The organism is Kitasatospora sp. NPDC001132 (assembly GCF_053598415.1).
Map to the genome: position 1 here is coordinate 1 of NZ_JBSFKF010000028.1, position 26,841 is coordinate 26,841.

The following is a 26,841-nucleotide window of genomic DNA, read 5'->3' on the forward strand; positions in this document are numbered from 1 at the left end:
GCCCGCCGGGACGGCCGGCGCCGGGGCGGCCGGCGCCGGGGCGGCCGCCGCCCCGGCCCGCGGCCGCAGCGGCGCGCCCGTGCGGGCCAGCGTGGTGCCGGGGGCGGTGGCGGCGAGGTGCAGCAGCGCGGTGAACCGCTGCCCGACCGCGGCCACCCGGTCGGGCCGGAAGGCGGCGGGCAGGTAGTCCAGCCGCAGCCGCAGCCGGTCGCCGTCCGGCAGCACCGCCATGCTCAGCGGGTGGTGCCGGGCGTCGCGGGCCTCGGCGCGCAGCACCCGCACCCGGTCCGTTCCGGCGCCGCCCGAGGCCGCTCCGGAGCCGATCGGGAAGTTCTCGAACAGCAGCACGGTGTCGAAGGCCTCGCCGACGAGCCCGGCGGCCCGGTGGATCTCGGCCAGCCCGAGGTGCTCGTGCGGCAGGAGCTCGGCGCGCTCGTCCTGCAGGGTGCGCAGCAGGCCGCCGAGCGTGGCGTCGGGGTGCAGCCGGACCCGTACCGGGACGGTGGTGAGGAACATGCCCACCATCGACTCGATCCCGGGGACCTCCGCGGGCCGGCCGGCCGTGATCGCGCCGAACACCACGTCCTGGGAGCCGGTCAGTTCGCCGAGCAGCAGGGCCCAGCAGCCCTGCACCACGGTGTTGACGGTCAGGCCGGCGGTGCGGGAGGTGGCGAGGAGCCGGGCGGTGAGCTCCGGGTCGAGGTCGAGGTGCAGCGACTCCGGGAGGGAGAGCGCCGCCGCGTCCGCGGCCGGGGCGACCAGGGTCGGGCCGGGGAGCTCGGCGAGCGAGCGCCGCCAGGCCTCGCGCGCCGCCTCGCGGTCGCGGGCGGCGAGCCAGGCGTGGTACCGGCGGTGCGGGGCGGGCCCCGGCAGCTCGGCCTTCTCGGTGACGGTGGCGCCCTCGCCGCCCTCGCTGTACTCGCCGCCCTCGCTGTACTCGGCGAGCAGGGCGAGCAGCTCCTCGACCAGGATCGGCATCGACCAGCCGTCGACCAGCAGGTGGTGGCTGGTCCACAGGAACCGGTACCGCTGCGGCCCGGTCCTGAGCAGGGTGAAGCGCAGCAGCGGCGGGGCCGCCAGGTCGAACCGGCGGATGCGCTCCTCGTCGGTCAGGCGCTCCGTCTCGGCCGCCCGCTCCGACTCCGGGATGCGCGTCAGGTCGACTTCCTGCCAAGGGAGTTCGGCGTCCGATGGGATCAGCTGGACGGGGTCCCCGGAGGCGCGGTGGAGGAAGGCGGCCCGCAGCGCCGGGTGGCGCCGCAGCAGCGTCCGGCCCGCGGCCCGCAGCGCCGCGGGATCGAGCTCGCCCTCCAGGTCGGCGGCGATCTGCAGGGTGTAGACGTCCACCCCGTCCTGCTCGGCCTCGTGGTGGAACAGCAGCCCGCGCTGCAGCGGGGTGAGCGGCAGCACGTCCGAGAGCGCCTGCCCCGGGGCGAGCGCTGGGCTCGACCCGGCAAGCGCGGCCTCGTACCGTTCGATCTCCTCCTGGTCGAGGGAGACCAGCGGGAAGTCGGCCGGGGTGGCGCCGCCCGCGTCCGGCGACGCGGCGTACTCGGCCAGGGCGCGCAGCGCCCGGAACCAGGCGTCGGCCAGTTCCTCGACGGACTCCCGGTCGAGGATGCCGTCGGCGTAGGTCCAGTTGGCGACCAGGTGCGGTCCGTCGGCGCGGTCCTCGGTGGCCGGGGTGAGCGCGAGGACGTGCTCCAGCGGCATGGCCGGCTGGGTGCCGGTGCCGACGATGCCGTCCCCGGTGACCGGCGACCAGAGCACGTCCTCCCGGGCGTCGAAGCGGCCCATGTAGTTGAAGCCGATCTGCGGCCGGGGGTACCGGGAGAGCAGCCGCGCGGCCTGCGGGTTGAGGTGGCGCAGCAGGCCGTGGCCGATCCCGTGCTCGGGCACCTCCCGCAGCTGCTCCTTGACCAGCTTGACCGCCCGGCCGAGTGCCTCGTGGGGCCGGGGGCCCGGGTCGAGCCGGACCGGGTGGATGCTGGTGAACCAGCCGACGGTGCGGGACAGGTCCAGGCCGTCCGCGATCTCCTCGCGGCCGTGGCCCTCCAGTTCGATCAGCGTGGCGCTCGTGCCGTCGCCGCGGTGCCGGTGCCGCCACTCGGCGACGGCGACCGCCAGGGCGGTCAGCAGGACGTCGTTGACCTCGGCCCTCAGCGCCGCGGGGACGGTGCTCAGCAGCAGCCCGGTGACCTCGGGCGGGAGCTCGGTGCGCAGGGTGCCGGCGGTGGCCCTGACGTCCCGCGCCGGGTCCAGCCGGCGGGGGCCGAGCAGCGGGTCGGGGCCGGTCAGGATGCGCTGCCACACGGCCAGTTCGGCGCCGCGCAGCTCGGTGCGGGCCCGGTCGGTCAGCAGCCTGCTCCAGGCCCGGAAGGACGTGCCGACCGCCTGGGGCTCGGGCCGGCGTCCCTCGGCGAGGGCGGCGCAGGCGGCGGACAGGTCGGTCAGCAGGATGCGCCAGGACACTCCGTCGACGGCCAGGTGGTGCCCGACCAGGAGCAGGACCTGCTCGTCCGGCTCCGCCGCGGGGCCGGGGATCAGGACGGCGCGGACCATCCGGGCGGCCGCGGGGTCGAGCCGGCTGCGGGCGGCCGCGGCCTGCCGGTCGATCAGCCGGAGCAGCGCCGACCGGTCCGCGGGCGGCCGCTCGTCCGGCAGGGTGAGGACCAGGCCGTCGTCGGCGGGGACCGCGCCGCGCGGGAGCACCTCCGTCTGCCACAGGCCGGGGGCCGGTTCGGTGAGCCGCGTCCTGAGGGCGTCGTGGTGGTCGATCAGGGACCGCAGCGCGGCGGTCAACCGGTCGGCGTCCAGCCCGGCGGGCACCCGGACGGCGATGTGCTGGCTGAAGGCGGCGGCGGGGCCGGTCGTCGAGCCGGTGTCCTCCTGGAGGCGGGCGGCGATGGGGGTGAGGTCGAGGACGCCCACCGGCTCCACCTGCCCGCCGTCCCGCCCGGCGCCGGTGGCCGGTCGGGCGATCCGGGCGAGGACGCGGGCGGTGCGCCCGGTGAAGACGTCGCGGGTGCTGAGCACCAGGCCGGCGCGGCGGGCCGCGCCGACCACCTCGATGGCGCGGATGCTGTCGCCGCCGAGGGCGAAGAAGTCGTCGTCCGCACCGACCCCGGCCAGGCCGAGGACCTGGGCGAACACCGTGCCCAGGGTCTGCTCGGCACCGTTGTGCGGCCCGTGCGGCGGGTCGGCGGGGGTGGCGTTCACGGCGTTCACGGCGTTCATGGCGTTGCCCACGGCCGGGCCGCTCGGTGCCGAAACGTTTCCGCCTGGCGCGGGCAGCGCCTTGCGGTCGACCTTGCCGTTCGCGGTCAGCGGCAGCGCGTCCAGGACGACCCACCAGCCCGGCACCATCCAGGCCGGCAGGACCGCGCCGACCCGGTCCCGCAGCAGGGCCGCGTCGACGCCGCTCGGGGCGGCCACGTAGCCGGCCAGTCCGGAGCCGTGCGCGACCACGACGGCGTCCAGGACGCCCGGTACCGCGCGCACGGCTGCCTCGATCTCGCCCAGCTCGACGCGCCGGCCGCGGACCTTCACCTGGAAGTCGCGCCGTTCGACGAACTCCAGCTGTCCGTCCGGACGCAGCACCACGCGGTCGCCGGTGCGGTACATCCGGGCGCCGCCGCCGGCGAACGGGTCGGCCGGGAAGACGGAGGCCGTGCGGACCGGGTCGCCCACGTAGCCGCGGCCCACCCCGACACCGCCCACCCAGAGCTCCCCGGGCACGCCGACGGGCATCGGGCGCAGCCCGTCCCCGAGCACGTACAGCCGGGTGCCGCGCACCGGGCGCCCGATCGGCACCCGCCCGGCGGCCGCGTCCTGCGGGGTGACGAAGGCGTGCGTCACGTCGTCGGAGCACTCCGTCGGCCCGTAGGCGTTGACCATGCCGATCCCCGGGAAGCGGGCGTACCAGCGGGAGCACAGGTCGGCCGGCAGGGCCTCCCCGGTGACCATCAACCGGCGCAGGCCCGGAAGCCGGGGTGCCTCCCCACGGGCGTCCCACAGGTCGAGCGCGGCGCGCAGCAGGGAGGGAACCACCTCCAGCACGGCGACGTCCTCGTCGACGGCCAGGGCGAACAGGGCGTCGGGGTCGGCGGCCGTCTCCGGGTCGGCGACCACGGTGCACCCGCCGACCAGCAGCGGCGACAGCAGCTGCCAGACGTGCACGTCGAAGGTGAGCGGGGCGTTGGCGACGACCCCCTCGCCGGGGCGCAGCGCCAGGTCGTCGACCTTGGCCCGCAGGTGGTTCAGCATGCCGTCCCGGTGCACCATCGCGCCCTTGGGGCGGCCGGTGGAGCCCGAGGTGAACATCACGTAGGCGAGATCCTGGCCCGATCCGACCGGGGGCACGGCCGGGACCTGCGCCGCCCGGCCGTCCGAGGCCAGTTCCAGCGGCAGGACCGGGACGCCTCCGGCCAGTTCGGCGGCCTCCCTGCCCTGCTCGTCGAAGCCGTCGCCGGTGAGCAGCACCGTGACCCCGGCGTCGCCCAGCAGCGAGGCGGTGCGGGTGGCGGGCGCGGCGACCTCCAGCGGCAGCCAGGCCGCCCCCACCGTCTGAACGGCGAGGATCGCGGCGAGGTAGCCCGCGCCGGGCCGGGTCAGCAGGGCGACCACGGTGTCGAGGCCGCAGCCCGCGGCCCGCAGCCGGGCGGCCACGCCCTCGACGCGGCGCAGCAGTTCGGCGTGGGTCAGCCGGCGGGCGCCGTCGACCACGGCGACGGCGTCGGGCGTACGGGCGGCGGCGGCCCGCACCAGGGCGATCGTGTCCTCCCGGGTGGCCCCGGCGGCGGGGCCGGTGAGCAGCCCGCCCGGCTCCCCGGGCAGGACCACGTCCAGGCGGTCGACGACCGTGTCGGGCGGGCAGCTCGCGAAGGCGCGCAGGAAGGCCCCGAACCGGGCGGCGTGCGCGGCCAGTTCGTCGCCGTCGTACAGCTCGCTGTTGCCGTCCAGGTGCAGTTCCAGGGAGCCGTCGCCGGTGTTGAGGACGGTCAGGATCAGGTCGTTGACGATGCCGGTGGACAGGTTCACCACCTGGCCGCGGCACGCGCCGAACTCCAGCACCGGTTCCTGGTCCAGGACGTTGACGAAGGGCCCGAACGGGCGCCGGTCGTCCGTGCGCAGGCCGAGGTCGCGGCGGATCCGCTCGCCCCGGTAGCGCTGGTGCCGCAGCGCGTTGGCGATCTCGACCCAGGCGGCGCGCAGCAGTTCGTCGCGGGTCGCGCCGTGGCGGACCGGTACGGCCAGCGGGAGGTAGTTGGCGACCATCCCGGGGACGCCGCGGGCGGCCGCACCGACCCGGGCGGTGACCGGCAGGGTGAGCAGCGGCTCCTCCAGGCCGGTCATCCGCTGCACGTAGGCGGCCATCGCCGCGGCCACCAGGACGGCCGGGGTGGCCCCGGCCCCGCTGGCGGCGGTGCGCAGCCGGTCCGCGTCGGCGGCGTCCAGCACCTCGGTGCGGCGCAGGGCGACGAGGCCGGGGGCGGGTTCGCGGGTGGAGAGCGAGGACGGCTCGGGCGAGCCGGTGGTGAGCCGGGTGGTCCAGTAGGCGCGGTCCTTGGCGAGGCGCGGCGACTCCCGGTAGGCGGCCTCCGCGTCCAGCAGCAGCCGGAACGGCGGCGGCGCCGACGGGGCGAGACCCGCCTCGTCGCCGCCGGCCGCGAGGTGGCGGTAGATCGCCGCGAGGCGCGGGTGGACCAGGTTGCGGCTGTACCCGTCGGACAGGATGTGGTGCATGCACAGGTAGAGCCGGTGGTGCTCGGCACCGAGGCGCAGCAGCGCGCTGCGCAGCAGCGGCGGTTCGGCGGCCTTCATCGGCAGGTCGAGGTCGCGGAGCATCCACGCCTCGGAGGCCGCCACCGGATCCGGTTCGGCGCCGAGGTCGACCAGCGTGAGGGAGCCGTCCGCCGGCGGTGCGACGGACTGGCCGACCACCCCGTCGTGCTCGGTGAAGCGCACCCGCAGGCCCTCGGCCTCCACCGACAGCCGTCGCAGGGCGCGTTCCAGCAGCGCCGGGTCGAGGGGGCCGCGCAGGTCGATGTAGTCGCCCATGGCGTAGCCGAGCGGCCCGGTCGTGAACTGCTCGTCGTACCAGATCTCGGACTGCGCCGCGGTGAGCGGCAGGTTGCCGCCAGGGGACACGGTCAACGCGCTGCCCGCCCTTCGTTCCGCTCCTCGCCGCCGGCCAGCGCCGCGTCGCCGAAGGTGCCGCGGACCCAGTTGTCGTCGTAGAGGGTGTCGAGGTAGCGCTCGCCCAGGTCGGGGGCGATGGTGACGGCCGTGGTGCGGCGGTCGGCGCCGTTCTCCCGCAGCCAGGCGAGTGCGCCGCCGACCGCGGTCCCGGTCGATCCGCCGAAGTGGTAGCCGTGCGCGGCCAGTCGGCGGCAGATCCGAACCGTCTCCTCCTCGTCGACGTGGACGACGGAGTCGACGAAGGTCTCGTCCAGGAGCGCCGGCCGGATGCTGGTGCCGAGACCGGGGATGTGCCGCGGACCCGGGACCCCGCCGAAGGTGACGGAGCCGACCGCGTCGACGGCGACCACCCGCACGTCGGGCCGGTGCTCGTGGAAATAGCGGGCACAGCCCATCAGGGTGCCGGTGGTGCCGGCGCCGATCAGCAGGACGTCGAGCCCGGGGAAGCGGTCGGCGATGGCGGGCGCGGTGGTGCGGTAGTGGGCCATCCAGTTGCCCGGCGCCTCGTACTGGTTGAGCCACACCACCTTCTCGTCGGCGGCGCACATCTCCTGGACGTAGCGGATCCGGGCGCCGAGGTAGCCCTCGGTGGGGTGTGCCTCGGTGATGACGTGGACGTCGGCGCCGAACGCCTTCATGGTGCGGCGGGTGGCCGCGTTGCAGCGGGAGTCCGTCACGCACACGAAGCGGTAACCGCGGTCGGCGGCGAGCATGCTGAGGGCGACGCCCATGTTCCCCGAGGAGGACTCGACCAGGGTCGATCCTGGGCCGAGGACACCTGCCGCCTCGGCCTGGGCCACGATCTCGCGGGCGGCCTTCAGCTTGATCGAGCCGGCGAAGTTGAACCCCTCCACCTTGAGGTAGAGCTGTCGGGCGAAGATCGGATGCAGATCGACGAACAGATCGCTGACGTCGAATTCGTGCGGCGCAGATATGACAGGCATGGCAAGCTCCCGGCCGTCGGCGGTACGTCGTGACGTCGACAGCCTCGAGCTTCCATCCAGGCTCTGACCGGGCGCTGACACGGTGCTGACGCGGCGTCGCCTGGCCTCGGGGCGGCCCGGACGTCCGCCGTCCGCGCGCCCGGAGGCGGTGCCCCCACCGGGTGCGTGGCGTGTTCCTCGGAGGATCACACCGGCACGGGTGACGGGAACCGCCTCCGCTCAGGGGGGCGTTCGGTCATCGACGCTCGGACCGCGCCGAGGGGCCGGGGCCGGGGGCTCCGTCCGCCCCGGCATCCGGCTGTCCCAGCGACTCCGCCGCGGCCGAGTCGAGTTGGCGGGCCACCCATTCCCCCAGCGTCACCTGGGAGCGCTCGGCCGCCCGCTGCCACTGGCCCAGGCGGTCGCGGTCCACCACCATCCGGGGCAGCGAAGCCGTCTCGCGCGGTTCGGGAGCGGCCTGGCGACCGCCCTTGATCTCCGAACGCAGCCGGTTCCTCGACCACTGGTGGTACTCGGCGAGGGCCATCCAGAGGTCCTGCTCGTAGTCCGGGAGGGCGGCCACCTCGGCGTGGTGCCCGAAGCTGAGGCCTTCCCGGCGCCGTGGCGGCTCGAACCGCCGGGCCACCCAGACGTAGTTGCGGATGGTCTGGTAGTCCAGCCCCGCCGCCTCCATGGCCCGCCGGTAGCGATCGGGAAAACGGTTACGGCCGAAGAGCACCCAGTCGCCGAGGCACCAGGCGGAGGAGTCGGCCATTCGCGCGAGGCCGACGCCGGCCCGCTCCCAGTCCTCGAACGACACCGCCCCGGGAACCCGCAGTCCCACCTTCGTCATCAGGATCCGGGAGCTCGCGTTCCATTTCTCGATTGCAGTCAATTTCGCTTCCCCGCCCGTCGTAAGCCCGGCTCTCCACCAGGCAGTTTCCGCTATCGCATGTTCCCGTTCACCGATTGGCGGGGCGAATGCCGGCATTCCAAGATCCACGATCTTGGAATGGCCGTGGCTTTTCCCCCGGACCGGCCAATCGCCCTCGATCGGCGCCGGTGAAGTCGACCGCCGCCGTGAATACTCACCAGTAGGCGTGCCTAAAAGCGGCCATACGGCCCCATACGCCCTTTGCTGTCGTGGTGGCGGCCGCCCCGCCCTGTCCCGCCGGCGGGACAGGGCACCCCCGCGCTGCTCCGCGCGCCATGGAAATCGCACAGGTGCCTTGGCGTCCCATCTGATTTCGGCTGTAATGTTCGGGCGTCAGGCCGCCCATTGATTCGGCCCCTCCAGAGGTGCCACTGGGACACGGGGGAATTTCATGTACATCACAATGCTGGGACCGCTGCGCGCCGCAAGCGGAATCGGATCTGCCGCTTTGGATGCCAAGAAGGTCCGCACTGCGCTGGCCGTGCTGGCCCTGCGCGCGGGCCAGGTGGTCAGTTTCGACGAACTCATTGACGAACTGTGGGGGGAGGCCCCGCTCAAGAACACGAGAAACTCACTCCAGGGCATTGTGGCCCGGATGAGAAGATCGCTCGGGCGCATCGAACTGGACCCGACCGACCAGGGCGTCGTCCGCACCGTCGGCAACGGCTACGTGCTGGACATGCCCGCGGACCAGCTCGACGCCGACCGCTTCCTGCGGCAGGCCGCGGAGGGCCGCGGCCTGATCGGACGGTCGCCGCAGAAGGCCGCCGAGCTGCTCCGCGGCGCGCTCGCCATGTGGTACGGACCGGCGCTGGTCGACGTCGGCGACGGGCAGCGCTGCCGTGCCGCCGCACTGCGCCTCGACGAACAGCGCAGGCTCGTCCAGGAGGATCTGATCTCCGCCCAGCTGGAGGCCGGCGAGGCCGGGGCGGTCGTACCGGAGCTGAAGCAGTTGCACGCCGAACACCCCGAGCGGGAGCGGTTCAGCGAGCAGCTGATGCTCGCGCTGTACCGGACCGGCCGGCAGTCCGAGGCGATCGCCACCTTCCACCGCACGCGCAAGCAACTGGACGACGAGATGGGGCTGTTGCCCAGCCGTCAACTGCAGCGGCTCTACCAGGCGATCATCAGTCAGGATGCGTCGCTGTCGCGCTGACCGCACGTGGGGCGGGTGCCGGACCAGGTCCGGTACCCGCCCCACGCGAGGTTTCACACCGATTCCCCCGCGGTCGCCAGGGCGGAGGCGCCGACCGGCTCGCCGTCTCCCGCGACCGGGCCGGCCGGGGCCTCGGGCCGCCGCCCCAGCCGGGCCGGCCACCAGACCCACCGGCCCAGCAGGGCGATCACCGAGGGCAGCACCACGATCCGGATCAGCGTCGCGTCCAGCAGCACGGCGCAGGCCATGCCCACGCCCAGCTGCTTCATCTCGATGAAGGTCAGCGAGGCGAACAGGGCGAACACCGAGATCATCACCAGGGCGGCGCCGGTGACCACGCCCGCGGAGCGGGTGATGCCCTGCTCGACGGCCGCCCGGACGGACAGCCCGGAGGCGGCCGCCTCACGGATCCGGCCGACGACGAACACGTGGTAGTCCATCGACAGCCCGAGCAGGATGACGAACAGGGTGAGCGGCAGCCAGGCCACCACCTTGCCCGTGGACTGGAAGTGCAGCAGCCCGTCGGCCCAGGTGTGCTGGAAGACCAGCTCCAGCACGCCGAACGAGGCCGCCGCGGAGAGCACGTTGAGCACGACCGTCACCACGGCCAGCACGATCGACCGGAACGCCAGCGCCGTGACCACGAAGGTCAGGGCCAGGGCGAAGCCCAGGACCCACGGCATCTTGTCCACCACCTGGGCCCGGTAGTCCACGTCGTAGGCCACGTCGCTGCCGCCGACCGCCCACTTCACGCCGGGCACCTGTCCCACCGTGGCGGGCACCAGGTCGTTCCGCAGCCGGCTGAGGGACTCCCTGGCCTCCGCGGAACCGCTGCTGAGGCGGGTGCCGATGCCGACGGAGGCGTACTGGCCGCCGTGCGAGGTGATGATCTCGGGGGCCGGGGTGGAGGTGAACAGCGGGTCCTGGCCGGTGCGTTGCACCAGGGTCTCGAGCGCGGTGCGGAGCTGTCCGACGCCGGCCTCCGGCACCTGGGCCACCACCAGCTGGGTGTCGGACTGGATCGGGAAGAACTGCGTCAGCCGCGCCTCGGCCTGCATGGCGGGCATGCTCCGGGGCAGGTCGTCCACGCCCGTCGCCTTCAGCTTCAGGTTGAGGGCGGGAGCCGCCAGCGCCAGCAGTGCCACGGCGGACAGCAGCAGGCTGATCAGCGGGTGCCGCAGCGCCGGCCGGAGCAGCGCCGACCACACCCTGCCGCGGTCCCCGCGGCCCTGCAGCCGCCAGATCAGCGGCACCCGCGGCCGCTCCAGCGCCCTGCCGAACAGCACCAGCAGGGCCGGCAGCACGGTGAGCGAGGCGGACATCGCGATGGCCACCACCAGGATGCTGCCGGTCGCCATCGCCGTGAAGGCCAGGTTCCCGCCCAGGTAGAGGGCCGCCATGGAGAGCATCACGACGGTGCCGGAGACCACCACGGAGTGGCCGGAGGTGGCGGCGGCCAGCTCCACGGAGTCGACCTTGCCCAGGCCCCGCGCACGCTCCTCACGGAAGCGCTTGAGGTAGAACAGCGAGTAGTCCACGCCCACGGCCATGCCCATCAGCACGATGAGTTCGCTCACCGCACCGGGGTCCGGGACGAGTTGGGAGGCGGCGCCCCACAGGCCGAGGCCGGCCAGCACCGCGGACAGGCCGAGCACCACGGGGACGCCGGCCGCGACGATGGCGCCGCAGACGAACATCATCACCAGCAGGGTGATCGGCAGGCTCAGCACGGTCGCCTGCTGCACCTGCTCGCCCAGCATCGTGTTGAGGGCGGCCCGGACGGTGTCGGGGCCGACCAGTTCGACCCGCACCGCGGGATTGTCGCGCTGCGCGGCCCGCACCGCGTCGACCAGCGGCTGCACCCGGTCCGGAGCGGTGTCCTGGTCGCCGGTCATGACCACCGGCACCAGCAGCGCCTGCCCGTTCGAGGCCGGCACCTGCTCACCCGTGGAGGCCACGTCGGGCAGGCCCTTGAGCCGGCTCGCCGCGTCCGTGGCGGCACGGTCGGCGGCCTGCCGGTCGAGCTCACCGTGGAGGGCGGTCACCAGCAGGGCCTCGGTGGGAGGCTGCGCCAGACCACCGCTCCTGGCGATCGCGGTGGCCTGCGCGGACTGCCCGATCGAGAGGTCCGTGTTGGTGGCGACCTTCGTTCCGGTGCTGCCGCCGATGGCCAGCGCGACCACCACGAAGACGACCCAGATCACCAGCGCCCACCACGGGTGGGTCGCACTCCACCGCGCCGACCTCGTCAGCACATTTCGCTTTCCCACGTCCCTCTCCTCATTCTCGCGGACTCCCGCGAAGAGATCTGCGTCCAGAAGTGATCCGCACCCAGGCGGTGGAGAAGCAGAACGGGACCAGGTGCTCCACGTGCCGGCCGTTCGGTGTCCCGGCTTCCGCCTTCGTGTCACCACGCTATCGACGGACCGTCATGTGATCGCGGGGGAAAGTTCCCTGACGGTGGTGGACTTTTCTCCCCCACCGTCGCCGGCCGGCGGCTGCCAGCATCGGGACGCGACCCGGAACGGCCCTGGTCCGGACAGGGCCACGGCGCCGGCGTAACCCGGCGCGGGGGTCAGATCCGCGACGCGCCAGGGGCCGGCCAGGGCCCCGCCGCGGCCGTGGACCGTCAGCGGGCCGGGGCCGCGCACCCCCAGACCGAGGCCCTGGCCGAGCCGACCGCCCTCCGCCTTGACGCAGGCCTCCTTGCGCGTCCACAGGCGGGCGAAGACCGCCGCCCGGCCGTCCGGCCCGCGGCCCGCCGGAGCGGCCGCCACCGACCTGAACTCGCCCGGCGGGAAGCAGCGTTCGGCGATCCGGGCGGCGAAGGACGCGTCGGCCAGCCGTTCCACGTCCACTCCGACGGGCCGCTCCGCCAGTGCCACCAACGCGATCCCGTGCGAGTGCGACAGGCTGACGAACAGCCCGTGGCCGTGGGCGAGTTCGGGCTTCCCGTTCGGCCCCCTGGTGAACCGCAGGGCTTCCGGCGGGCGGCCGACCCGCGCGCCCACGACGGTGCGCAGCGCCGCGTGCGCGGTGACGAAGCGGGACCTGCGGAGCGGGTCAGGCAGCCGACGGGCGCGGGCGCGCTCCTCGTCGTCGAGGAGCGCGCCGAGAGCGGACGGGACAGGGCCCGGTGCCGTGCCCAGGGGCACCGTCCACACCTCCACGTCCTCGGGGACGGGCGGCGTCAGCACGCTTCGGCTCGTCCCACCCGGCCGGTGTGCAGGCCCTGGAACAGGTTGAGCCGCTGCATGGTGCCGGTGCCCTCCATGAACTCCACGCCCCGGGCGTCGCGGGCGTACTTGTCCAGCAGCGGATGCTCCAGCCGGGCCGCCGGGCCGAAGAAGGAGAGCGCCGACAGGGTGGCGTCCTCCGCGAGTTCGCAGGCCCGGGCCTTCGCGGCCGAGGCGAGGTGGCCGTCCGCCGGGCGCCGGTCCACGGCGACGGCGGCGCGGTGGGTGAGCAGCCGGGTCGCGTGGATCCGCCGGCCCAGCTCCTCGAACAGCGCCAGCTCCGTGCCCCGCAACTCCCGTCGGTGCTCGGCCACGTAGTCGTGTGCGGCACCCGCGATCCCGAGGGCGATGGCGGCCACACTGGGCCGGAGCCGGTTGAAGACCGCGAGTACGCCCCACATGCCGCGGCGGGTCGGCGGCAGATGACGTCCCAGCACCCGGTCCGCCGGGACGCGCACGCCGTCCAGCGCGATCGCCCCCAGCCGGACGCCGCGCAGGCCGAGGGTCGGCAGCGGTTCGGCCGTCCAACCGGGGTCGGCGGTGTCCACCAGGACGGCGCTCACCCCGAGCCGGTCGGCGCCGGCGACCCGGGCGAAGACCGCCGCGACCGACGCCCGGGTGGCGTTGCCGACGTAGCGCTTGGCGCCGTCGAGCCGGAAGGACCCGTCGCCCAGGGGGGTGAGCGAGGTGCTCATCTCGCCGATGGCCGAGCCGCGTTCGGGCTCGGTGAGGGCGAAGCAGGTCCAGGTCGGCCCCTGGGTGGTGAGCCGGTCGCGGAACCAGTCCTGCTGCTCCGGACTGCCCAGCACGTCCACCAGCACACCGGTCATCGACGGACCGGGTGACGCCAGCATCAGGGCGGCGTCGCCGCGGGCGAGCTCCTCGACCAGCACCGCCCGTTCCAGGGTGTCGCCGGAGTCCGCCGACCGGACCCGGGCGGCCAGGTGGCGCACGGCCGGCAGGTGGAGCAGGTCGTGGACGGCCTCCGGGTCGCGGTCCAGCCCCAGGGCCGCCGCACGCAGGTCCCCGGCCCAGCCGCGCGCGAGGTGGCGCAGCTCCTCCAGGTGCGCGGGGAGCCGGGTCATGATTCCTCCAGGGGCGTGGTGGAGCGGGGCTCCCGGTGCACGTCGGCGAGGAGTTCCGAGAGATGGGCGTCACATCCGGGGCCGGGGACGGTGAAGCCGTGCGCGCCGAGAAGACGCAGCAGCGCCCGGTCGGCCAGGGTGATCAGGTCGTGCAGGCGCCCCATCGCGGCGGCGTCCGGCGGGACGTCGGACTCGGAGAGCACGCACTCCGCCTCCAGCTGCTCCATCAGCACGTCGGCCAGGGCGCCCTGGACCAGCTGCTTCATCAGGAGGGGGGTGCCGTCGGTGGTGCGCTTCCCGAGCCTGGCGACGACCGCGTCCCGGAGGCCCTCCGACGCGCCGAGCCGCGCCCACACCAGTCCGGCCTGCCACTCCACCGAGGCCCTGGCTCCGGCGGCCGTGGGTTCGGCGGCCGTGGGTTCGGCGGCCGCGGCGACGAGGCCCGGACCGTCCCGGCCCCCCGGCAGCGGCACGGCGTCGGCCGGGACGAGGGCGTGGCCGCCGGGGCCCCGGGGCGGGGCGTCCGGGGACAGCGCCGTGTTCAGTCCGCGCACGGCCTCGACGATGCCTTCGCGGCGGGCACGGGCGCGGCACTCCCGCCAGCAGCGGTTGACGTCGACCGGCGCCGTCATCGGACTCCGCCCTCTCCGGCCGGCAGCTCCAGGGTGCAGTGGGCCAGGCGGTCCAGTTCGTGGTCGTAGTCGGCGACCACCGCCCGCCCGCCCGGCGCCTCCCGCAGTGCCGCCCAGACCCCGGTGCACGGCAGCCCCGGCTCCGCGTCGCGGCGCCGGGTGCCGGGGGACGGCGCAAGTCCGGGGCCGGCGGCCAGCCCGGTGCCCGCCGCGAGCAGGGCGGCCCCGGAGAGGTCCGAGCGCAGCCCGGGCAGCGCCTGGTCGGCGCGGCCCTGTCCCGTTCCGGCGACGGGCGCGGCCCCGCCGGCCCAGGCGAGCAGCAGTGCCACCGCCGAGTCGTGCTCGGCGGCGTACTGGCCGGACGCGGGCCCGGGGTACGGCTGCGAGCTCTGGTCGACGACCACCAGCAGCAGCCGGCTCCAGTGCGAGCGGCGGGCGTACTCGACGGCGATCCGCAGCGCCGTGAACGGGGCCAGCACCCCCTGGTCGGAGACCGCGAAGCAGAGCGGCTCCCCGGGCAGCCGGTGCTGCAGCAGCGACGCGGTGAGCGTGGTGTGCTCGAAGTCCGGTGTCGTGTAGGCGAGTACGGCCACCTGCGGCGCCTCGTCCGGTGCGAGCGGACCGAGCGCGTCGAGGGCTCCAGCGGCCAGCTGGGGCATCGGCCGCAGCGGGGAGTCCGTGAACCCCTCGCGCAGCACCCGCGTCCCGTACAGCTCGGCCGTCCGCCGGTGCACCTCCTGGACCGCGGGACGTGGGGCGCCGCGGAGTCCCCCGTGGTCGGTGGGCCGGTACCAGCCCGCCCGCAGCAGGCGTGGCACCGTGCCCGCACCCGCGTCGGCGGTGGCGGGCACGGTTCGGGAAAGCGGCGCGGTGGCGCGGAACACGGCTACGAGCCCGCCTCGTTCACGACGAAGTCCACCAGGGTGCCCACCGTCGCGAAGTCGCCCATGTCCAGGCTCTCCACGTCGAACTGCAGGCCGAGTTCGTCCTCGATGACGATGAGCATCTCCAGGGCGCTGCTGGAGTCCAGGCCGAGGTCGTCGAAGATCCGGGCCTCCTCGCCGATCTCCGCGGTGTCCTGGTTGAGCACCTGTGCCAGGGCCTCGCGCACGGCGGCGAGGCAGGCCGCCCGCTTCTCCGGGGCGGACACGGCTGCGATGTCGTCGGTCATTGGTTCCTCTCCGGGGTCGATCCCGCGGCGTCCGCGGGCAGGTGGAGGTGCTGGCGCGCGAGCATCGACTCGGTGTCGTCGCGTTCCCGGACCAGGTGCGGCCGCCCTCCGAGCATCAGCACCTCGGCCGGATGGCCGTGGCTGAGGAAGTGCACGGGGGAGGCGGTCGGGCCGTACGCGCCGGACCGTTCCACGCCCAGCAGGTCGCCGGGGCGCAGTTCGGGCAGCGACACCTTCTTGCCCAGCAGGTCGTTGGGCGTGCACAGCGGGCCGGTGATGTTCCACGGGCCGCCGTCCGGTTCGTCGAGCTTCTGGAGCGCCGTGATGGGGAAGTTGCGCTTGACGAACGAGCCGATGCCGACCGCCGCCATGTGGTGGTTGGTGCCGCCGTCGGCGACCGCGAAGCGCTCGCCCATGGAGCTCTTGGTGTAGCGGACCCGCACCACGTAGGTTCCGTGCACCGCGACGAGGTAGCGGCCCAGCTCCATGATCAGCCGGGTGCCGGGGTGCCGGTCGGCGAAGTCCGCGACCAGCGGGTTGAGCAGTTCGGCCAGCACCGCCGGGTCGGGGTCCTGCTCGTTGTCGAAGTAGGCCACCCCCAGGCCCCCGCCGATGTCCACCAGCTCCAGCGGGAAGCCCAGCTTGGCGGACAGCAGCTCCGCCAGTTCGAAGATGCGGCGGGCGTTGTCCGCGACGACGGCGGGGTCCAGGATGCGGGTGCCGAGGTAGACCTGCACGCCGTGCACCCGGACCGCACCGCAGCGGTCCAGCACCTCCTGCGCGGAGAGCAGCTGCCCCTCGTCGATGCCGAACTGCCGGGGCTTGCCGCCCATGGTCAGGCCCGAGCCCTTGACGGTGAACTCCGGATTGACCCGCAGCACCACGGGGGCCAGGACACCGCGCTCCCGGGCCAGTTCGTCGATCAGCTCCAGCTCGTCCAGCGACTCGCAGACGATGGCGGCGACGCCCTCGTCCAGGCAGGCGGCGAGCTCCGCCCGGCTCTTGCCCGGGCCGAGGAAGAGGATGTCGTGCGGCGGGACGCCGGCCCGGAGCGCGGTGACCAGCTCGGTCAGCGAGGAGACCTCCGCGCGGGCGCCGGCGGAGTGCAGCAGCCCGCAGACGGAGATGTTCGGGTTGGCCTTGAGCGAGTAGAAGATCTCCAGCGCCGGATGGAGCAGCGACTTGAGCTCCTGGAACCGGTCCGCGATCCCGTCGCCGTCGTAGAGGTACAGCGGGGTGCCGAACTCCTCGGCCAGGGCGGTGATCCCCACGCCCTGCACAGTGAACTCCCGGCTCATGCCGGACTCCCTTCCACGGTGTGCAGCAGCCCCGCCAGTCGGCGGGACACTTCCTCGTCGAGGGCCGCGGCCGCGTCGTCGTCGCCGGCGACCACCACGCCGTACAGGCGCCCCTCGAACGGCCCCTCGCCGCCCGCCGCGGCGGCGGCGTTGACCGTGGCGAAGTTGTTGACGAACAGCCCGGTGCCGCCGCGCTCCGTCAGCAGCAGCCCGTCGAGCGCTTCCCGCAGCTCGGCGAACGACACCGGTCGGGCGATGCGCAGCGGGTACTGGCGGGCGACGGCGATGCCGTCCGGTGCCATCAGTCCCTCGGTCAGCACGGCCTGGTAGGTCGACATGTTGTGGCGCGCGTTGATCTCGACCACGGGGTAGAGGGCGCCGTCCGGGTCGACCATGGCGTCGATGCCGACGACACCGAACCAGCCGTCGGCGGCCAGCTTCCCGCCCAGCCGCGCCGCCGCCTCCCGCACCTCGCCGTCCTGCGCGGCGGTGAGCCCGGCCGGCATCCGGTGGCCCTTGTGCACGCCGCGCTCGGTCAGCGCCTCCTTGACGAAGTCGAACCGCACCGAGCCGTCGCGGCTCACGGTGAACTGGTAGTTGAGGTCGGCGGTCTTGGCGACCCACTCCTCCAGCACCAGGGCGAGCCGGTCGCCGCCGGCCCGCGCGGCCTGCCCCGCGGCCATCCGCTGCAGCCGCTCCAGCCGCCGCGGGTCGTCGAGCACCACGATGCCCTTGCCGGACACCCCGTAGGCGTCCTTGACCGCGATCCGGCGGCCCTCGGCCAGCCGTCCGCCGGCCCACTCCACCGCCTCCGCCAGTTCCGCCGTCGTCTCGCAGGTGCGGCCGGGGGCCTGGCGGAGCCCCAGCTCGTCGGCCAGCTTCCGGCTGTACACCTTGCTGTTCACGCGCTTGCACAGGGCGGCGGGCGGCGCGGCGAGCCGCAGTGAGGTGCGCGCGGCGAGCCGCTCCTCGGCCTCGGACACGCCGTGTGCGACGACCTGGACGCCGAGCGGTGCCAGCCGCTGCCGCAGCGCGTCCAGCAGGGCGTCGTCGGCCAGTACGTCCTCGGTGACCGCGCGCAGCGGGTCCTGCCGGGCCGGGACGTGCACGGTGGGCGTGCCGATGCCGAGCCCGCGCAACTGGTCGAGGTAGTCCGGATCGGGTGCCGCCTTCAGCACGACGTGGTCCTGCTCGCCGCCCAGCAGCAGGGCGAACTCGTCCATCCGGTTCACCACCGCGCTCCCGGCGTGGGAGGCGACCCGGGGCAGTGCGGGCTCGCCCTCGGCCCAGTTGTTCTCGACCTCGAAGTTGCCGAGGAACAGCAGTGGGGTGTCCGCGGAGCCGGTGACCGCCCGCCCGAGTCGGGAGCGGAAGCCGCTGTCGGTCTCGTCCAAGGCTCGACCTTGCCTTTCTTGCGTGGGTGGACGGCTGTCAGGAGGACTGTCGGTGCTGGAGGGATCGGTGCTGGGGGCATCGGTGCCGGAGGGGGCGGTGCCGGAGGGGGCGGTGTCGGAGAGGGCGGCGCCGGAGCGTTCTCAGTGTTCGAGGACCATGGCCGCGAAGGTCGCTCCCAGGCCCACGCTGGTCATCACGTAGCGGTCGCCGGCGGCCAACCGGCCGTCCTGGGTGGCCTGTTGCAGGTTGACGAAGGGGTCCGCGCAGAAGCAGTGCCCGGTTCGGGCGACCAGGTCGAGGTACACCCTGGTCATCGGGACGCCGAGCATCCGGCACACCGCCACCCACGAGAGCCGGTTGACGTTGTGCGGCAGCACCAGGGCCACCTCGTCCAGCGTGCACCCGGCCTGGTCGAGGGCGGCGCGCACCACCTCGCACAGCGCCGGTGCGTACAGCGCCTGGAACTCCTTCGCGGCCTCCGGGTCCTCCATCAGGAACTGGTCGTGGAAGCGGCTGTGGGTGTGGGCCGCGTAGCCGAGCAGCCGGTCACCGGTTCCGCTCGCACTCAGCAGCACCGCGGCGGTGGCCTCGCCCATCACCGTGACGCCCGGGATGGACTGCGACTGCCTGGACCCGACCTTCTCGCCGGCCAGGACCAGGGCGAGGGCGTCCGGGTCGCCGTCCGCCGCCAGCAGTGTCCCGGCCATGTCGAGGGCGAGCAGGCCGGATGCGCAGGCGTGCTGCGAGACCACGAAACCGGTGGCGTGCCGCAGGCCCAGCTCCTCCAGCAGCGGGGCCGTCGAGGTGTGCGGGTAGGGCATCGGGGACGGCATCGTCCGCGCCTGCAGCACGTAGCGGACGTCGGACTCCCGCCCGCGCAGCTCCGCGAGCGCCGCCACGGCCCGTCGCAGCAGTCGCGTCTCACCCTCGCCGGGCTCGCGGCAGACCTCCGCAAGGCCGTAGTACCGCTCGTACTGGCGCAGTTGGCCGTCGGACATGCCGACGTCCCGCTGCAGCCGGGCGAGCGGCACCGTGGTGGGGCGGTGGCTGGCAACCGCCGATATCGCCGTCATGGGAACACGTTCCACCGGCCTGCTGACACCGCGCTGACCCCTCGCTGATCCCGCGCTGACCGCCCGCCGCGGACGCTTGCCCCGCCCGGGACGGCCCATGAGGATGTGCGCCGTGACAGCCTTCCCGAATGTCGAAGCGTTCGCCGCCGCCGCCGGCCGGCACCTGGGCCGGAGCGACTGGATCCCGATCACCCAGGACCTGGTCGACCGGTACGCCTCCGTCGTCGGCGACGAGCAGTGGATCCACACCGACCCCGAGCGCGCCGCCGAGGGCCCCTTCGGGGTGACGGTCGCCCACGGCTACCTGACGCTCAGCCTGCTGACCGCCATGACGGACAGCGTCCTGTCCATCGGCGGGACGCGGCACGTCCTCAACGTGGGTCTGGACTCCGTGCGCTTCCACCGGCCGGTGCGGGTCGGACGGCGGATCAGGGCGGACGCCACCCTGCTGACCGCGAGACGGCTTCCGTCCGGCTGCCTGTTCGGGCTCCGCATGGAGGTCGAGGTGGAGGGTGAGTCCGGTGTGGCCTGTGTGGCCGAAACCCGTTCGCTGGCCGTTCCCTGGCCATAAAGTGGATATTCCTCCCCTGTGGCGGGCGGTCGCCGTTCCAATAATGGAGGGCGGCGCATCAATCAGGGATGCGGAACCCCAGGGGGCACCGGATGAACACCAGGCAGCAGGGCGCATCGATGGCCGCACACACGCCGGCACCCCCGTCGCCGGGCGGTTCGGTCACCGGCCTGCGGCGCTCCCTCGTGCTGTTCGGCCTCTCGATGCGGGCGCTGGTGCTCGGCCTGTGGCTGACCGGCCTGTACGTCTTCCTGCCCGTCGGCCTGGGCGTGTCGCTGCTACCGGGCACCCAACGCGCCGTCCGCCGACTGGTCGACCGGCAGCGGGAGTTGGCGGCGCAGTGGTCCGGGGTCTCGGTGCCCGCGCGCTATCCGCCGCTCCCGGACGCCCGGCAGGGCCAGGCGCTCCACGCCCTCCTCGTCGCGCGGGACAACCAGGTGTGGCGGGACTGGCGGTTCGTCGTCATCGACCCGCTGCTCGGCGGCGTGATCGCGTTCGTTCCGGCGGCACTGCTGCTCAGCAGCCTGTGGGGGCTGACGACCGCGGTGTTCGGCACCCGGCTGTCGCACGACCTGGGCAGCATCTGGTACCTGTTCATCCCGGTCGACGGCCCCTTCACCGCGGTGCTCGCCGGACTGCTGGCCGTCGTGGTCGCGCTGTTCGCGCTGTGGGACGCGCCGCGCACCGCGTCGCGCCACGCCCGGTACCTGTTCCGCGTGCTGGCGCCGGGGGCGGACGAGGCGATGGCCGAGCGCATCGAGCACCTGACCACCACGCGCTCCGACGCGATGGACACCCAGATGGCCGAGATCCGCCGCATCGAGCGCGATCTGCACGACGGCGCCCAGGCCCGCCTGGTCGCGATGGGCATGACCCTCAACGCGGCCGAACGACTGCTCAAGACCAACCCGGACGCGGTGGCGGCCCTGCTCGCCGAGGCCCGCGAGTCCTCGACCAAGGCGCTGGACGAACTGCGGGACCTGGTCCGGGGCATCCACCCGCCGGTGCTGGCCGACCGCGGCCTGGGCGACGCGATCCGCTCCCTCGCCCTGCTCTGCCCGCTGTCCACGGAGGTCAGCATCGACCTGGACGGCCGGCCGGAGCCTCCCGTCGAGTCCGCCGCCTACTTCGCCGTCTCGGAGATCCTCACCAACGCCGCCAAGCACTCCGGTGCCGAGCGCGCCTGGATCGACGTCCGGCACGAGGGCGGCATGCTCCGCATCGACATCACCGATGACGGGCGCGGCGGTGCCGATCCGGCCGGGGGGACCGGACTGCGTGGGATCGAACGTCGGCTGGCGGCCTTCGACGGCATCCTGGCCGTCAGCAGCCCGCCGGAAGGACCCACCCTGATCACCATGGAGCTGCCGTGCGAATTGTCCTGGCCGAAGACCACTTCCTCCTGAGGAACGGGTTGGTGCAACTGCTCACCGCCTACGGTCACGAGGTGGTCGAGGCGGTCGACAACGGCCCCATGCTGTTGCGCGCGCTCACCGAGAAGCGTCCGGACGTCGCGGTGGTGGACGTCCGGCTGCCGCCGGGCCTCAGCGACGAGGGCCTGCGCGCGGCGGTGGAGGCCCGCACCCGGATCCCCGACCTGCCGGTGCTGCTGCTGTCGCAGTACGTCGAACCGCTCTATGCCCACGAGCTGCTGGCCACCGGCTCCTCGGGCGTCGGGTACCTGCTCAAGAGCCGGGTCACCAACGGCGACCAGTTCATCGACGCCGTCGAGCGGGTGGCCGCGGGCGGCACGGCGATGGACCCGGAGGTCATCCAGCAACTGCTCACCCGCAAGGTGCGCGACGAGCGCCTGACCGCGCTCTCCGCGCGCGAGCGGGAGGTGCTGGAGTGCCTGGCGCAGGGCCGCTCGAACGCCGGGACGGCGGAGGAGCTCTACATCTCCGAGAAGGCGGTGGCCAAGCACATCGGCAACATCTTCACCAAGCTCGGCCTGCCGCCCTCGGAGACCGACAACCGCCGGGTCCTGGCCGTCCTCGCCTACCTCGACCACTGAGCCGCGATCCACCGGACCGGTTTCCCGGGTGATCCTCTTCGACTCGTCGGGACCCGGGAGTCGACCGCCGGGGGGAGCCTCGGGGAGAGGGGGCGTCCTGGCCGGCTGGCTCGATCCCGCTGCTGGTCGTCCTCAGCGTGGCGAACGGCGCCCTGTCCGCGCTCTCGCTGCCCGCCTCGGCGGCGCTGACCCCGCAGACCGTGCCCGCGGACGTGCTGCGCCCGGCCAACGCGCTGATGCGGATGGCCACCAACCTCCGCGCTGCTGTGGGGCGCCGCGCTGGTGGTGCCGGCCACCGGGGCGGCGCTGCTCAGCCGCGACCTGCGGCGGCTCACCGTCGCCTCGGCGGCGGAGGGGCGGCCGGCCGAGCAGCCCGCCGGGGCCGCGTAGCGGGCTGGTTCCCGCACGGTCGGCGGTTCCCCGTACGGGCGGGCGGTCGGGCGAGGCCCGGGTCGGACGGCATCCGGCCCGGGCCGTCCGCTGTTTCCCTGGACTGTCCGCTGTTCCCCCGGGCCGTCCGCCGTTCTCAGCGCGCCAAACTCCGCCTTTCAGCACAACGGACCGCCTTCGCCCCCACCGGATATCTGCCGAACGGCAGATGGCAGGAGGCCGCGGATCGGCCAGGCTTGCGAGCGTGCTCACCTGCCCAGGGAGCGCGCCCCGAAGCCGAACCCGGCCGCAAGGAGGTCCCGGTGGATCGACGCCCGTCCGCACCAGTCCTGCTCGCCCTCGCGGTGGCCGCCCTCGTCCCGCTCGCCGGGTGCGCCGACGCCATGGACGCCACGCCCGAGGACAGGACCTTCGCGTTCGCCGGCACCAGCCTGAACGTCGAGGCACACGGCGCGCCGGCCGACCTCGTCGCGGCCGATCGCCAGGACGTCAAGGTCACCCGCTGGTTCGACACGAGCGGCAAGGTCGGCACCGCCAAGGAGTCCTGGACGCTGCTGGACGGTGTCCTCGAACTCCGGGCGGGCTGTTCCGGGCTCGCGAACTGCGACACCAAGTACCGGGTCGAGGTCCCCAAGGGCGTCGCGGTCCTGCGGGACGGGCGCGAGACGGACCTCAAGGGCTGAAGCCGACGAGCCCTTCCGCGGGGAAGGCCGGGAAGACGGAGACCATGCTCGAACTGATCGACATCACCAAGGACTACAAGGGCGGCAAGCGGGCCGTCGACGGCATCACCATGCACCTCGGCCCCGGGATGCTGGGCCTGCTGGGGCCGAACGGCGCCGGGAAGTCCTCGCTCATGCGCATCGTGGCGACGGTCACCCGGCCCACGGCCGGCCGGGTCCGCTACCTGGGCGCCGACGCGGTGGCCGAACCGGACCGGCTGCGCCGGGAACTCGGCTACCTCCCACAGGACTTCGGCGTCTACCCGAACCTGACGTCGCGGGAGTTCCTGTCCTACCTGGCGGCCGCCAAGGGGATCGGCGCCCGCTCCGCCCGGGCCCGGGTCGACGAGCTGCTCCAACTGGTCAACCTGACCGAGGCGGTCAAGCGTCCGCTCGGCGCGTACTCCGGCGGCATGCTCCGCCGGGTCGGCATCGCGCAGGCCCTGCTGGCCGACCCGAGGGTGATCGTGGTCGACGAGCCCACCGCCGGCCTGGATCCGGAGGAGCGGGTGCGCTTCCGCAACCTGCTCAGCGAGCTCGCGGCGGACCGGGTGGTGATGCTGTCCACCCACATCGTCTCCGACGTCGAGTCCGTCGCCTCCGACATCGCCGTGGTCGCGCGGGGCCGGCTGCTGCGCCGCGGCGCGCCCGACGAACTGCTCCGCGAGATCGACGGTCACGTCTGGGAGGCCGTGGTCGCCCCCGCGGACCTCCTGGAGGTACAGGCCCGCCACGTGGTCAGCCGGATGGTGCGGACGGGGAACGGCGTACGGCTGCGGCTGCTCGCCGCCGAGCAGCCGCGGCCCGACGCGGTCCGGGTGCCGCCCGACCTGGAGGACGCCTACCTGGGCGTCGTCCACGGGGCGGGGGAGCGGGGCGGCGCCGGGTGGCCGGCCGGTCGGCGGGCGGTGCGGCGATGAGCGCGGCGGTGAACGCGCCCAGGAGGGCGGCGCCCGGGTCGTTGCTCGCCGCACTGGCGGTCGGCGACTTCCGCGACCGGGTGCGCCGGCCGGTGTACGCCGTGACGCTGCTCGCCGCGGTCGGGCTCGGCTACCTGGCCGTACCGGACGCCGGCGGCCACTGGACGATCATGGACGTGGGTGGCAACCGGGGCGTCTACAACAGCGCCTACGTCGGCGTCGTCACCGCCCTGGCCGGTGCGCTCTGGCTCACCTTCGGCGGCTTCTACGTGGTGCGCAGCGGCATCGCCCGGGACGGGACGACCGGGGTCGGCCAGATCCTCGCCGCGACACCGCTGCGCACCCACCACTACCTCCTGGCCAAGTTCCTGAGCAACCTCCTGGTGCTCGCCTCCATGGTCGGCGTGCTGGCCGTCACCGCGCTGCTGATGCAGCTCGCCCGCGGCGAGGACCGCACGGTCGACCCGATCCGCCTGCTCGAGCCGTTCCTGCTGCTCTCGCTGCCCCTGATGGCGCTCACCGCGGCGGCGGCGCTGCTGTTCGAGACGGTGCCGCTGCTGCGGGGCGGCTTCGGGAACGTCGTCTGGTTCGTGCTGGCCATGGTGCTCGCGATCGGCGGGCAGTCGGCCTCCGCACCGCTGGACGGCCTCGGGGTGCACCAGGTCGCGCGGTCGATGGGCGCGGCGCTGGAGGCCCGGCACGGGACGGCCGACCCGGGCGGGTTCAGCCTCGGCCTGACCAAGGTCGACACCCCGCTGGGCACCTTCCGCTGGGACGGCTTCGACCCGTCCGCCGGATTCGTCCTCGCCCGGCTGGCGCTGCTCCTGGCGGCGGTCGCGCTGGCGCTGCTGCCGGCCCTGTGGTTCGGCAGGTTCGACCCCGCGCGCGGGTCGGCCGGTACGGCCGCGGTGCGGACGGGCGCCGGGGCGGCCGAGGCGGCGGGCGGGCCGTCCGCGCTCGACGGGCCGGAGCCCGCGGGGGTGCGCTGGGCGGCCGCGCCGGGCGCCCTGCCGCGGACCGAACCGCGGCGGGCGGGGGCGTTCGGCCGGCTGCTCGCGGGCGAGCTCCGCATCCTGGTGCAGGGCGTCTCCCGCCGGTGGTGGCTGGTCGCGGCCGGGCTGACGTTGGCCGGGTTCGCGCTGCCGCTGAACGCCGTCACCGGCCTGCTCCTGCCGCTGGCGTGGCTGTGGCCGGTCCTGCTCTGGTCCCGGCTCGGCAGCCAGCAGGTCGAGAGTGGTCTGGAGGTGCTGCTCGGCGCCTACCCGTCGGCCCGGCGCCGGCTCCTCGCCGAATGGGCGTCCGGGCTGGTGCTCACCGCGGTGACGGGCGCGGCCCCGCTGCTCCGCATGCTGGTGACGGGCGACGCCGCGGGGGCGGCCTGCTGGCTTGGCGGCGCGCTGTTCGTCCCCTCGCTGGCCATGGCGCTCGGCGTGGTGAGCCGGAGCCACCGGCTCTTCCAGGCGGTTTACCTGCCGCTCTGGTGGATGCTCGTCAACAACGTCTCCGCCGTCGACTTCATGGGCGCCATACGCGTGAACGGCAGTCCGGCGGGGCCCGGGCCGCTGCTGGTCGGGGCGCTGTCCGCGGCGATGCTCGCGGTGGTGTTCCTGGTCGGTTCCATCCGACGGAACGTCAAGGGCTGAAGGCCCGGCCGAAGCCGGGAGCCCGGCCCGTCGGCGGACGGACCGGGCTTCACGCGCGCTTCGGGCGGCCACCCGGCCACCCGGCCGCGCGACCCGCCTGTTCGGCAGCTCGCTACTCGTCGTCGCCGAGGTCGCCCGCGAGGTCGCCGTCCGGGGTGCCGCTGATCGCGTAGCCCTGCCGGCGCGCCTCGTAGCAGGCCACCGTCGCGGCCGCCGAGACGTTCAGCGAGCCGACCCGGCCCAGCTGCGGCACGAACACCACCTGGTCGCACAGCGCCAGCGCCTCGGGCGTGATCCCGCGGTCCTCGTGCCCGAGCACGAAGGCCACCGCCGGGGTCAGCTCGGCGGCGAACATCGGCACCGCCTCGTCCGCCAGCTCCAGGCCGACGACCTTGTAACCGTCCGCCTTGGCCGCCGCCACGGCCTCGGCGACGGTCGGGAAGTGCTCCACCTTCAGGTACTTGTCGGTGCCCATCGCCGCCTTCTGCGCGCCGGACGAGCGCACCGACGGGGTGTCCCCGACCAGGTACAGCTTCTCGGCGCCCATCGCCGCGCCGGTGCGGACCACCGAGCCGACGTTGAACGGCGACTGGAGGTTCTCCAGGATCATCGCGAGCCGGAACTCGTTGCTGCGCCGCCACGAGCGGTGCAGACGCTTCAGTTCGGTCCCGCGCAGCTGCTTCACGTCGTCGTACCTCGTCCACTCTCGGAGCCCTCGCCCACCTCGGGGCGGGGCCGCGCTTCCAGGATCCGCACCCCGTTGACCGATGTGACCCGGGTGGTCGGGTAGCCCTGCTCGTTCAGCCACTTCTGGAGCGAGTCCGAACCCAGGTGCTTCTGCACCACCAGGAACGCCGAGCCGTCCGGGGTCAGCCGGTCGAGCCAGTGCGTGAGCAGGCGGCGCAGCGCGGCCTTGCCGATCCGGATCGGCGGGTTGGAGTAGATGGTGGCGAAGCGGACGTCCTCCGGGACGTCGTCGGGCAGGGAGGCCTGGACGTTGCCGAGCCCCAGCGCCTCGGCGTTCAGCCGGACCAGCTCCAGGGCGCGCTCGTTGACGTCCACCGCCCAGACCGGGAGGCGCTTGCGGCGGCTCGCCCAGGTCAGGGCGATCGGACCGTAGCCGCAGCCGATGTCCAGGATCGGGCCGCGCACCCGCGGCTGCGGGGCGTGCTCCAGCAGGATCCGGGTGCACGGGTCGAGCCGGCTGCGGGAGAACACCCCGGTGTCGGTGGTCAGTTCCAGGGTGAGGTCCGGGAGGGAGACCGTGATCGGCCGGCGGTCGCTGGCGACCTCGGGTGCACCGGTGAAGTAGTGCGAGCCGGACATGATTTCCCCGTCGTTCGTATGGGCCTCGGGGCCACCGGGTGGGTGTGGGTTAGCCCTTTGTACGGCACCGATCGTACCCCCGTGGTCCAGACGGCGTTCCGGCCGCCGCCCCGCTCGCCGCCCCGCTCGCAGCTCCGGCCGCCGCCCCGGA

General features: G+C 74.1%; 21 protein-coding genes. 7 read left to right on the forward strand and 14 right to left on the reverse strand.

Annotated features, from left to right (window positions below):
* The 3 genes from ACWDBE_RS29230 to ACWDBE_RS29240 all read right to left on the reverse strand — a co-directional run.
* On the reverse strand, positions 1-6,150 hold a 6,150-nt coding region (locus ACWDBE_RS29230), incomplete at its 3' end, for an amino acid adenylation domain-containing protein (protein WP_449809558.1).
* A 2-nt stretch (positions 6,151-6,152) separates the two neighbouring features.
* Positions 6,153-7,145, reverse strand: a complete 993-nt coding sequence (sbnA, locus tag ACWDBE_RS29235) for a 2,3-diaminopropionate biosynthesis protein SbnA (protein ID WP_449788387.1) — start codon at positions 7,143-7,145, stop codon at positions 6,153-6,155.
* Positions 7,146-7,380: 235 nt separating this feature from the next.
* Positions 7,381-7,977, reverse strand: coding sequence for an LmbU family transcriptional regulator (locus ACWDBE_RS29240; protein ID WP_449788386.1), 597 nt, complete (start codon positions 7,975-7,977; stop codon positions 7,381-7,383).
* Between the two features lie 472 nt (positions 7,978-8,449).
* Here ACWDBE_RS29240 and ACWDBE_RS29245 point away from each other — a divergent pair, with 472 nt between their 5' ends.
* A complete protein-coding gene (locus ACWDBE_RS29245; protein ID WP_449788385.1) occupies positions 8,450-9,214 on the forward strand; it encodes an AfsR/SARP family transcriptional regulator in 765 nt (254 codons plus the stop codon).
* Positions 9,215-9,267: 53 nt separating this feature from the next.
* Here ACWDBE_RS29245 and ACWDBE_RS29250 read toward each other — a convergent pair whose 3' ends face one another.
* The 9 genes from ACWDBE_RS29250 to ACWDBE_RS29290 all read right to left on the reverse strand — a co-directional run bounded on the left by ACWDBE_RS29250 (position 9,268) and on the right by ACWDBE_RS29290 (position 19,104).
* Complete coding sequence (locus tag ACWDBE_RS29250) at positions 9,268-11,484, reverse strand: MMPL family transporter (RefSeq protein WP_449809519.1); 2,217 nt, start codon at positions 11,482-11,484, stop codon at positions 9,268-9,270.
* Between the two features lie 159 nt (positions 11,485-11,643).
* A complete protein-coding gene (locus ACWDBE_RS29255) occupies positions 11,644-12,411 on the reverse strand; it encodes a 4'-phosphopantetheinyl transferase family protein (RefSeq protein WP_449809520.1) in 768 nt (255 codons plus the stop codon).
* On the reverse strand, positions 12,405-13,535 hold the full coding sequence (locus tag ACWDBE_RS29260) for an acyl-CoA dehydrogenase family protein (protein WP_449788382.1): 1,131 nt from the start codon (positions 13,533-13,535) through the stop codon (positions 12,405-12,407). The genes ACWDBE_RS29255 and ACWDBE_RS29260 overlap by 7 nt, the downstream gene beginning before the upstream one ends.
* Complete coding sequence (locus ACWDBE_RS29265; protein WP_449809521.1) at positions 13,532-14,167, reverse strand: hypothetical protein; 636 nt, start codon at positions 14,165-14,167, stop codon at positions 13,532-13,534. Before ACWDBE_RS29265 ends, ACWDBE_RS29260 begins: the two co-directional genes overlap by 4 nt.
* A complete protein-coding gene (locus ACWDBE_RS29270) occupies positions 14,164-15,018 on the reverse strand; it encodes a hypothetical protein (RefSeq protein WP_449788380.1) in 855 nt (284 codons plus the stop codon). The genes ACWDBE_RS29265 and ACWDBE_RS29270 overlap by 4 nt, the downstream gene beginning before the upstream one ends.
* A gap of 35 nt (positions 15,019-15,053) precedes the next feature.
* The gene (locus ACWDBE_RS29275) at positions 15,054-15,338 is read right to left on the reverse strand and encodes an acyl carrier protein (RefSeq protein WP_449788379.1); all 285 of its coding nucleotides are present in this window, start codon (positions 15,336-15,338) and stop codon (positions 15,054-15,056) included.
* A complete protein-coding gene (locus ACWDBE_RS29280; RefSeq protein WP_449788378.1) occupies positions 15,335-16,636 on the reverse strand; it encodes a type III PLP-dependent enzyme in 1,302 nt (433 codons plus the stop codon). The genes ACWDBE_RS29275 and ACWDBE_RS29280 overlap by 4 nt, the downstream gene beginning before the upstream one ends.
* Positions 16,633-18,030, reverse strand: a complete 1,398-nt coding sequence (locus ACWDBE_RS29285; protein WP_449809522.1) for a preATP grasp domain-containing protein — start codon at positions 18,028-18,030, stop codon at positions 16,633-16,635. The genes ACWDBE_RS29280 and ACWDBE_RS29285 overlap by 4 nt, the downstream gene beginning before the upstream one ends.
* A gap of 141 nt (positions 18,031-18,171) precedes the next feature.
* Positions 18,172-19,104 (reverse strand): 3-oxoacyl-[acyl-carrier-protein] synthase III C-terminal domain-containing protein, encoded by a 933-nt coding sequence (locus ACWDBE_RS29290; RefSeq protein WP_449809523.1) that lies wholly within the window; start codon positions 19,102-19,104, stop codon positions 18,172-18,174.
* A 112-nt stretch (positions 19,105-19,216) separates the two neighbouring features.
* Between ACWDBE_RS29290 and ACWDBE_RS29295 the strand changes: the two genes are divergently transcribed.
* The 6 genes from ACWDBE_RS29295 to ACWDBE_RS29320 all read left to right on the forward strand — a co-directional run bounded on the left by ACWDBE_RS29295 (position 19,217) and on the right by ACWDBE_RS29320 (position 25,364).
* Positions 19,217-19,675: a MaoC family dehydratase gene (locus ACWDBE_RS29295; protein WP_449788375.1), complete on the forward strand. Its 459-nt coding sequence runs from the start codon at positions 19,217-19,219 to the stop codon at positions 19,673-19,675.
* Between the two features lie 92 nt (positions 19,676-19,767).
* Positions 19,768-21,081: a sensor histidine kinase gene (locus tag ACWDBE_RS29300; RefSeq protein ID WP_449788374.1), complete on the forward strand. Its 1,314-nt coding sequence runs from the start codon at positions 19,768-19,770 to the stop codon at positions 21,079-21,081.
* Positions 21,045-21,689, forward strand: a complete 645-nt coding sequence (locus ACWDBE_RS29305; RefSeq protein WP_392868065.1) for a LuxR C-terminal-related transcriptional regulator — start codon at positions 21,045-21,047, stop codon at positions 21,687-21,689. The genes ACWDBE_RS29300 and ACWDBE_RS29305 overlap by 37 nt, the downstream gene beginning before the upstream one ends.
* Before the next feature lie 692 nt (positions 21,690-22,381).
* A complete protein-coding gene (locus tag ACWDBE_RS29310) occupies positions 22,382-22,762 on the forward strand; it encodes a hypothetical protein (protein WP_449809524.1) in 381 nt (126 codons plus the stop codon).
* A gap of 44 nt (positions 22,763-22,806) precedes the next feature.
* Entirely contained in the window at positions 22,807-23,721 is a 915-nt protein-coding gene (locus ACWDBE_RS29315; protein ID WP_449809525.1) for an ABC transporter ATP-binding protein, read from the forward strand.
* Positions 23,718-25,364, forward strand: coding sequence for a hypothetical protein (locus ACWDBE_RS29320; RefSeq protein ID WP_449809526.1), 1,647 nt, complete (start codon positions 23,718-23,720; stop codon positions 25,362-25,364). Before ACWDBE_RS29315 ends, ACWDBE_RS29320 begins: the two co-directional genes overlap by 4 nt.
* A gap of 112 nt (positions 25,365-25,476) precedes the next feature.
* Here the strand turns inward: ACWDBE_RS29320 and ACWDBE_RS29325 are convergent, their stop codons facing one another.
* A complete protein-coding gene (locus ACWDBE_RS29325; RefSeq protein WP_392868042.1) occupies positions 25,477-26,049 on the reverse strand; it encodes a TrmH family RNA methyltransferase in 573 nt (190 codons plus the stop codon).
* On the reverse strand, positions 26,046-26,690 hold the full coding sequence (locus tag ACWDBE_RS29330; RefSeq protein ID WP_392868040.1) for a class I SAM-dependent methyltransferase: 645 nt from the start codon (positions 26,688-26,690) through the stop codon (positions 26,046-26,048). Before ACWDBE_RS29330 ends, ACWDBE_RS29325 begins: the two co-directional genes overlap by 4 nt.
* Positions 26,691-26,841 lie beyond the last annotated feature (151 nt).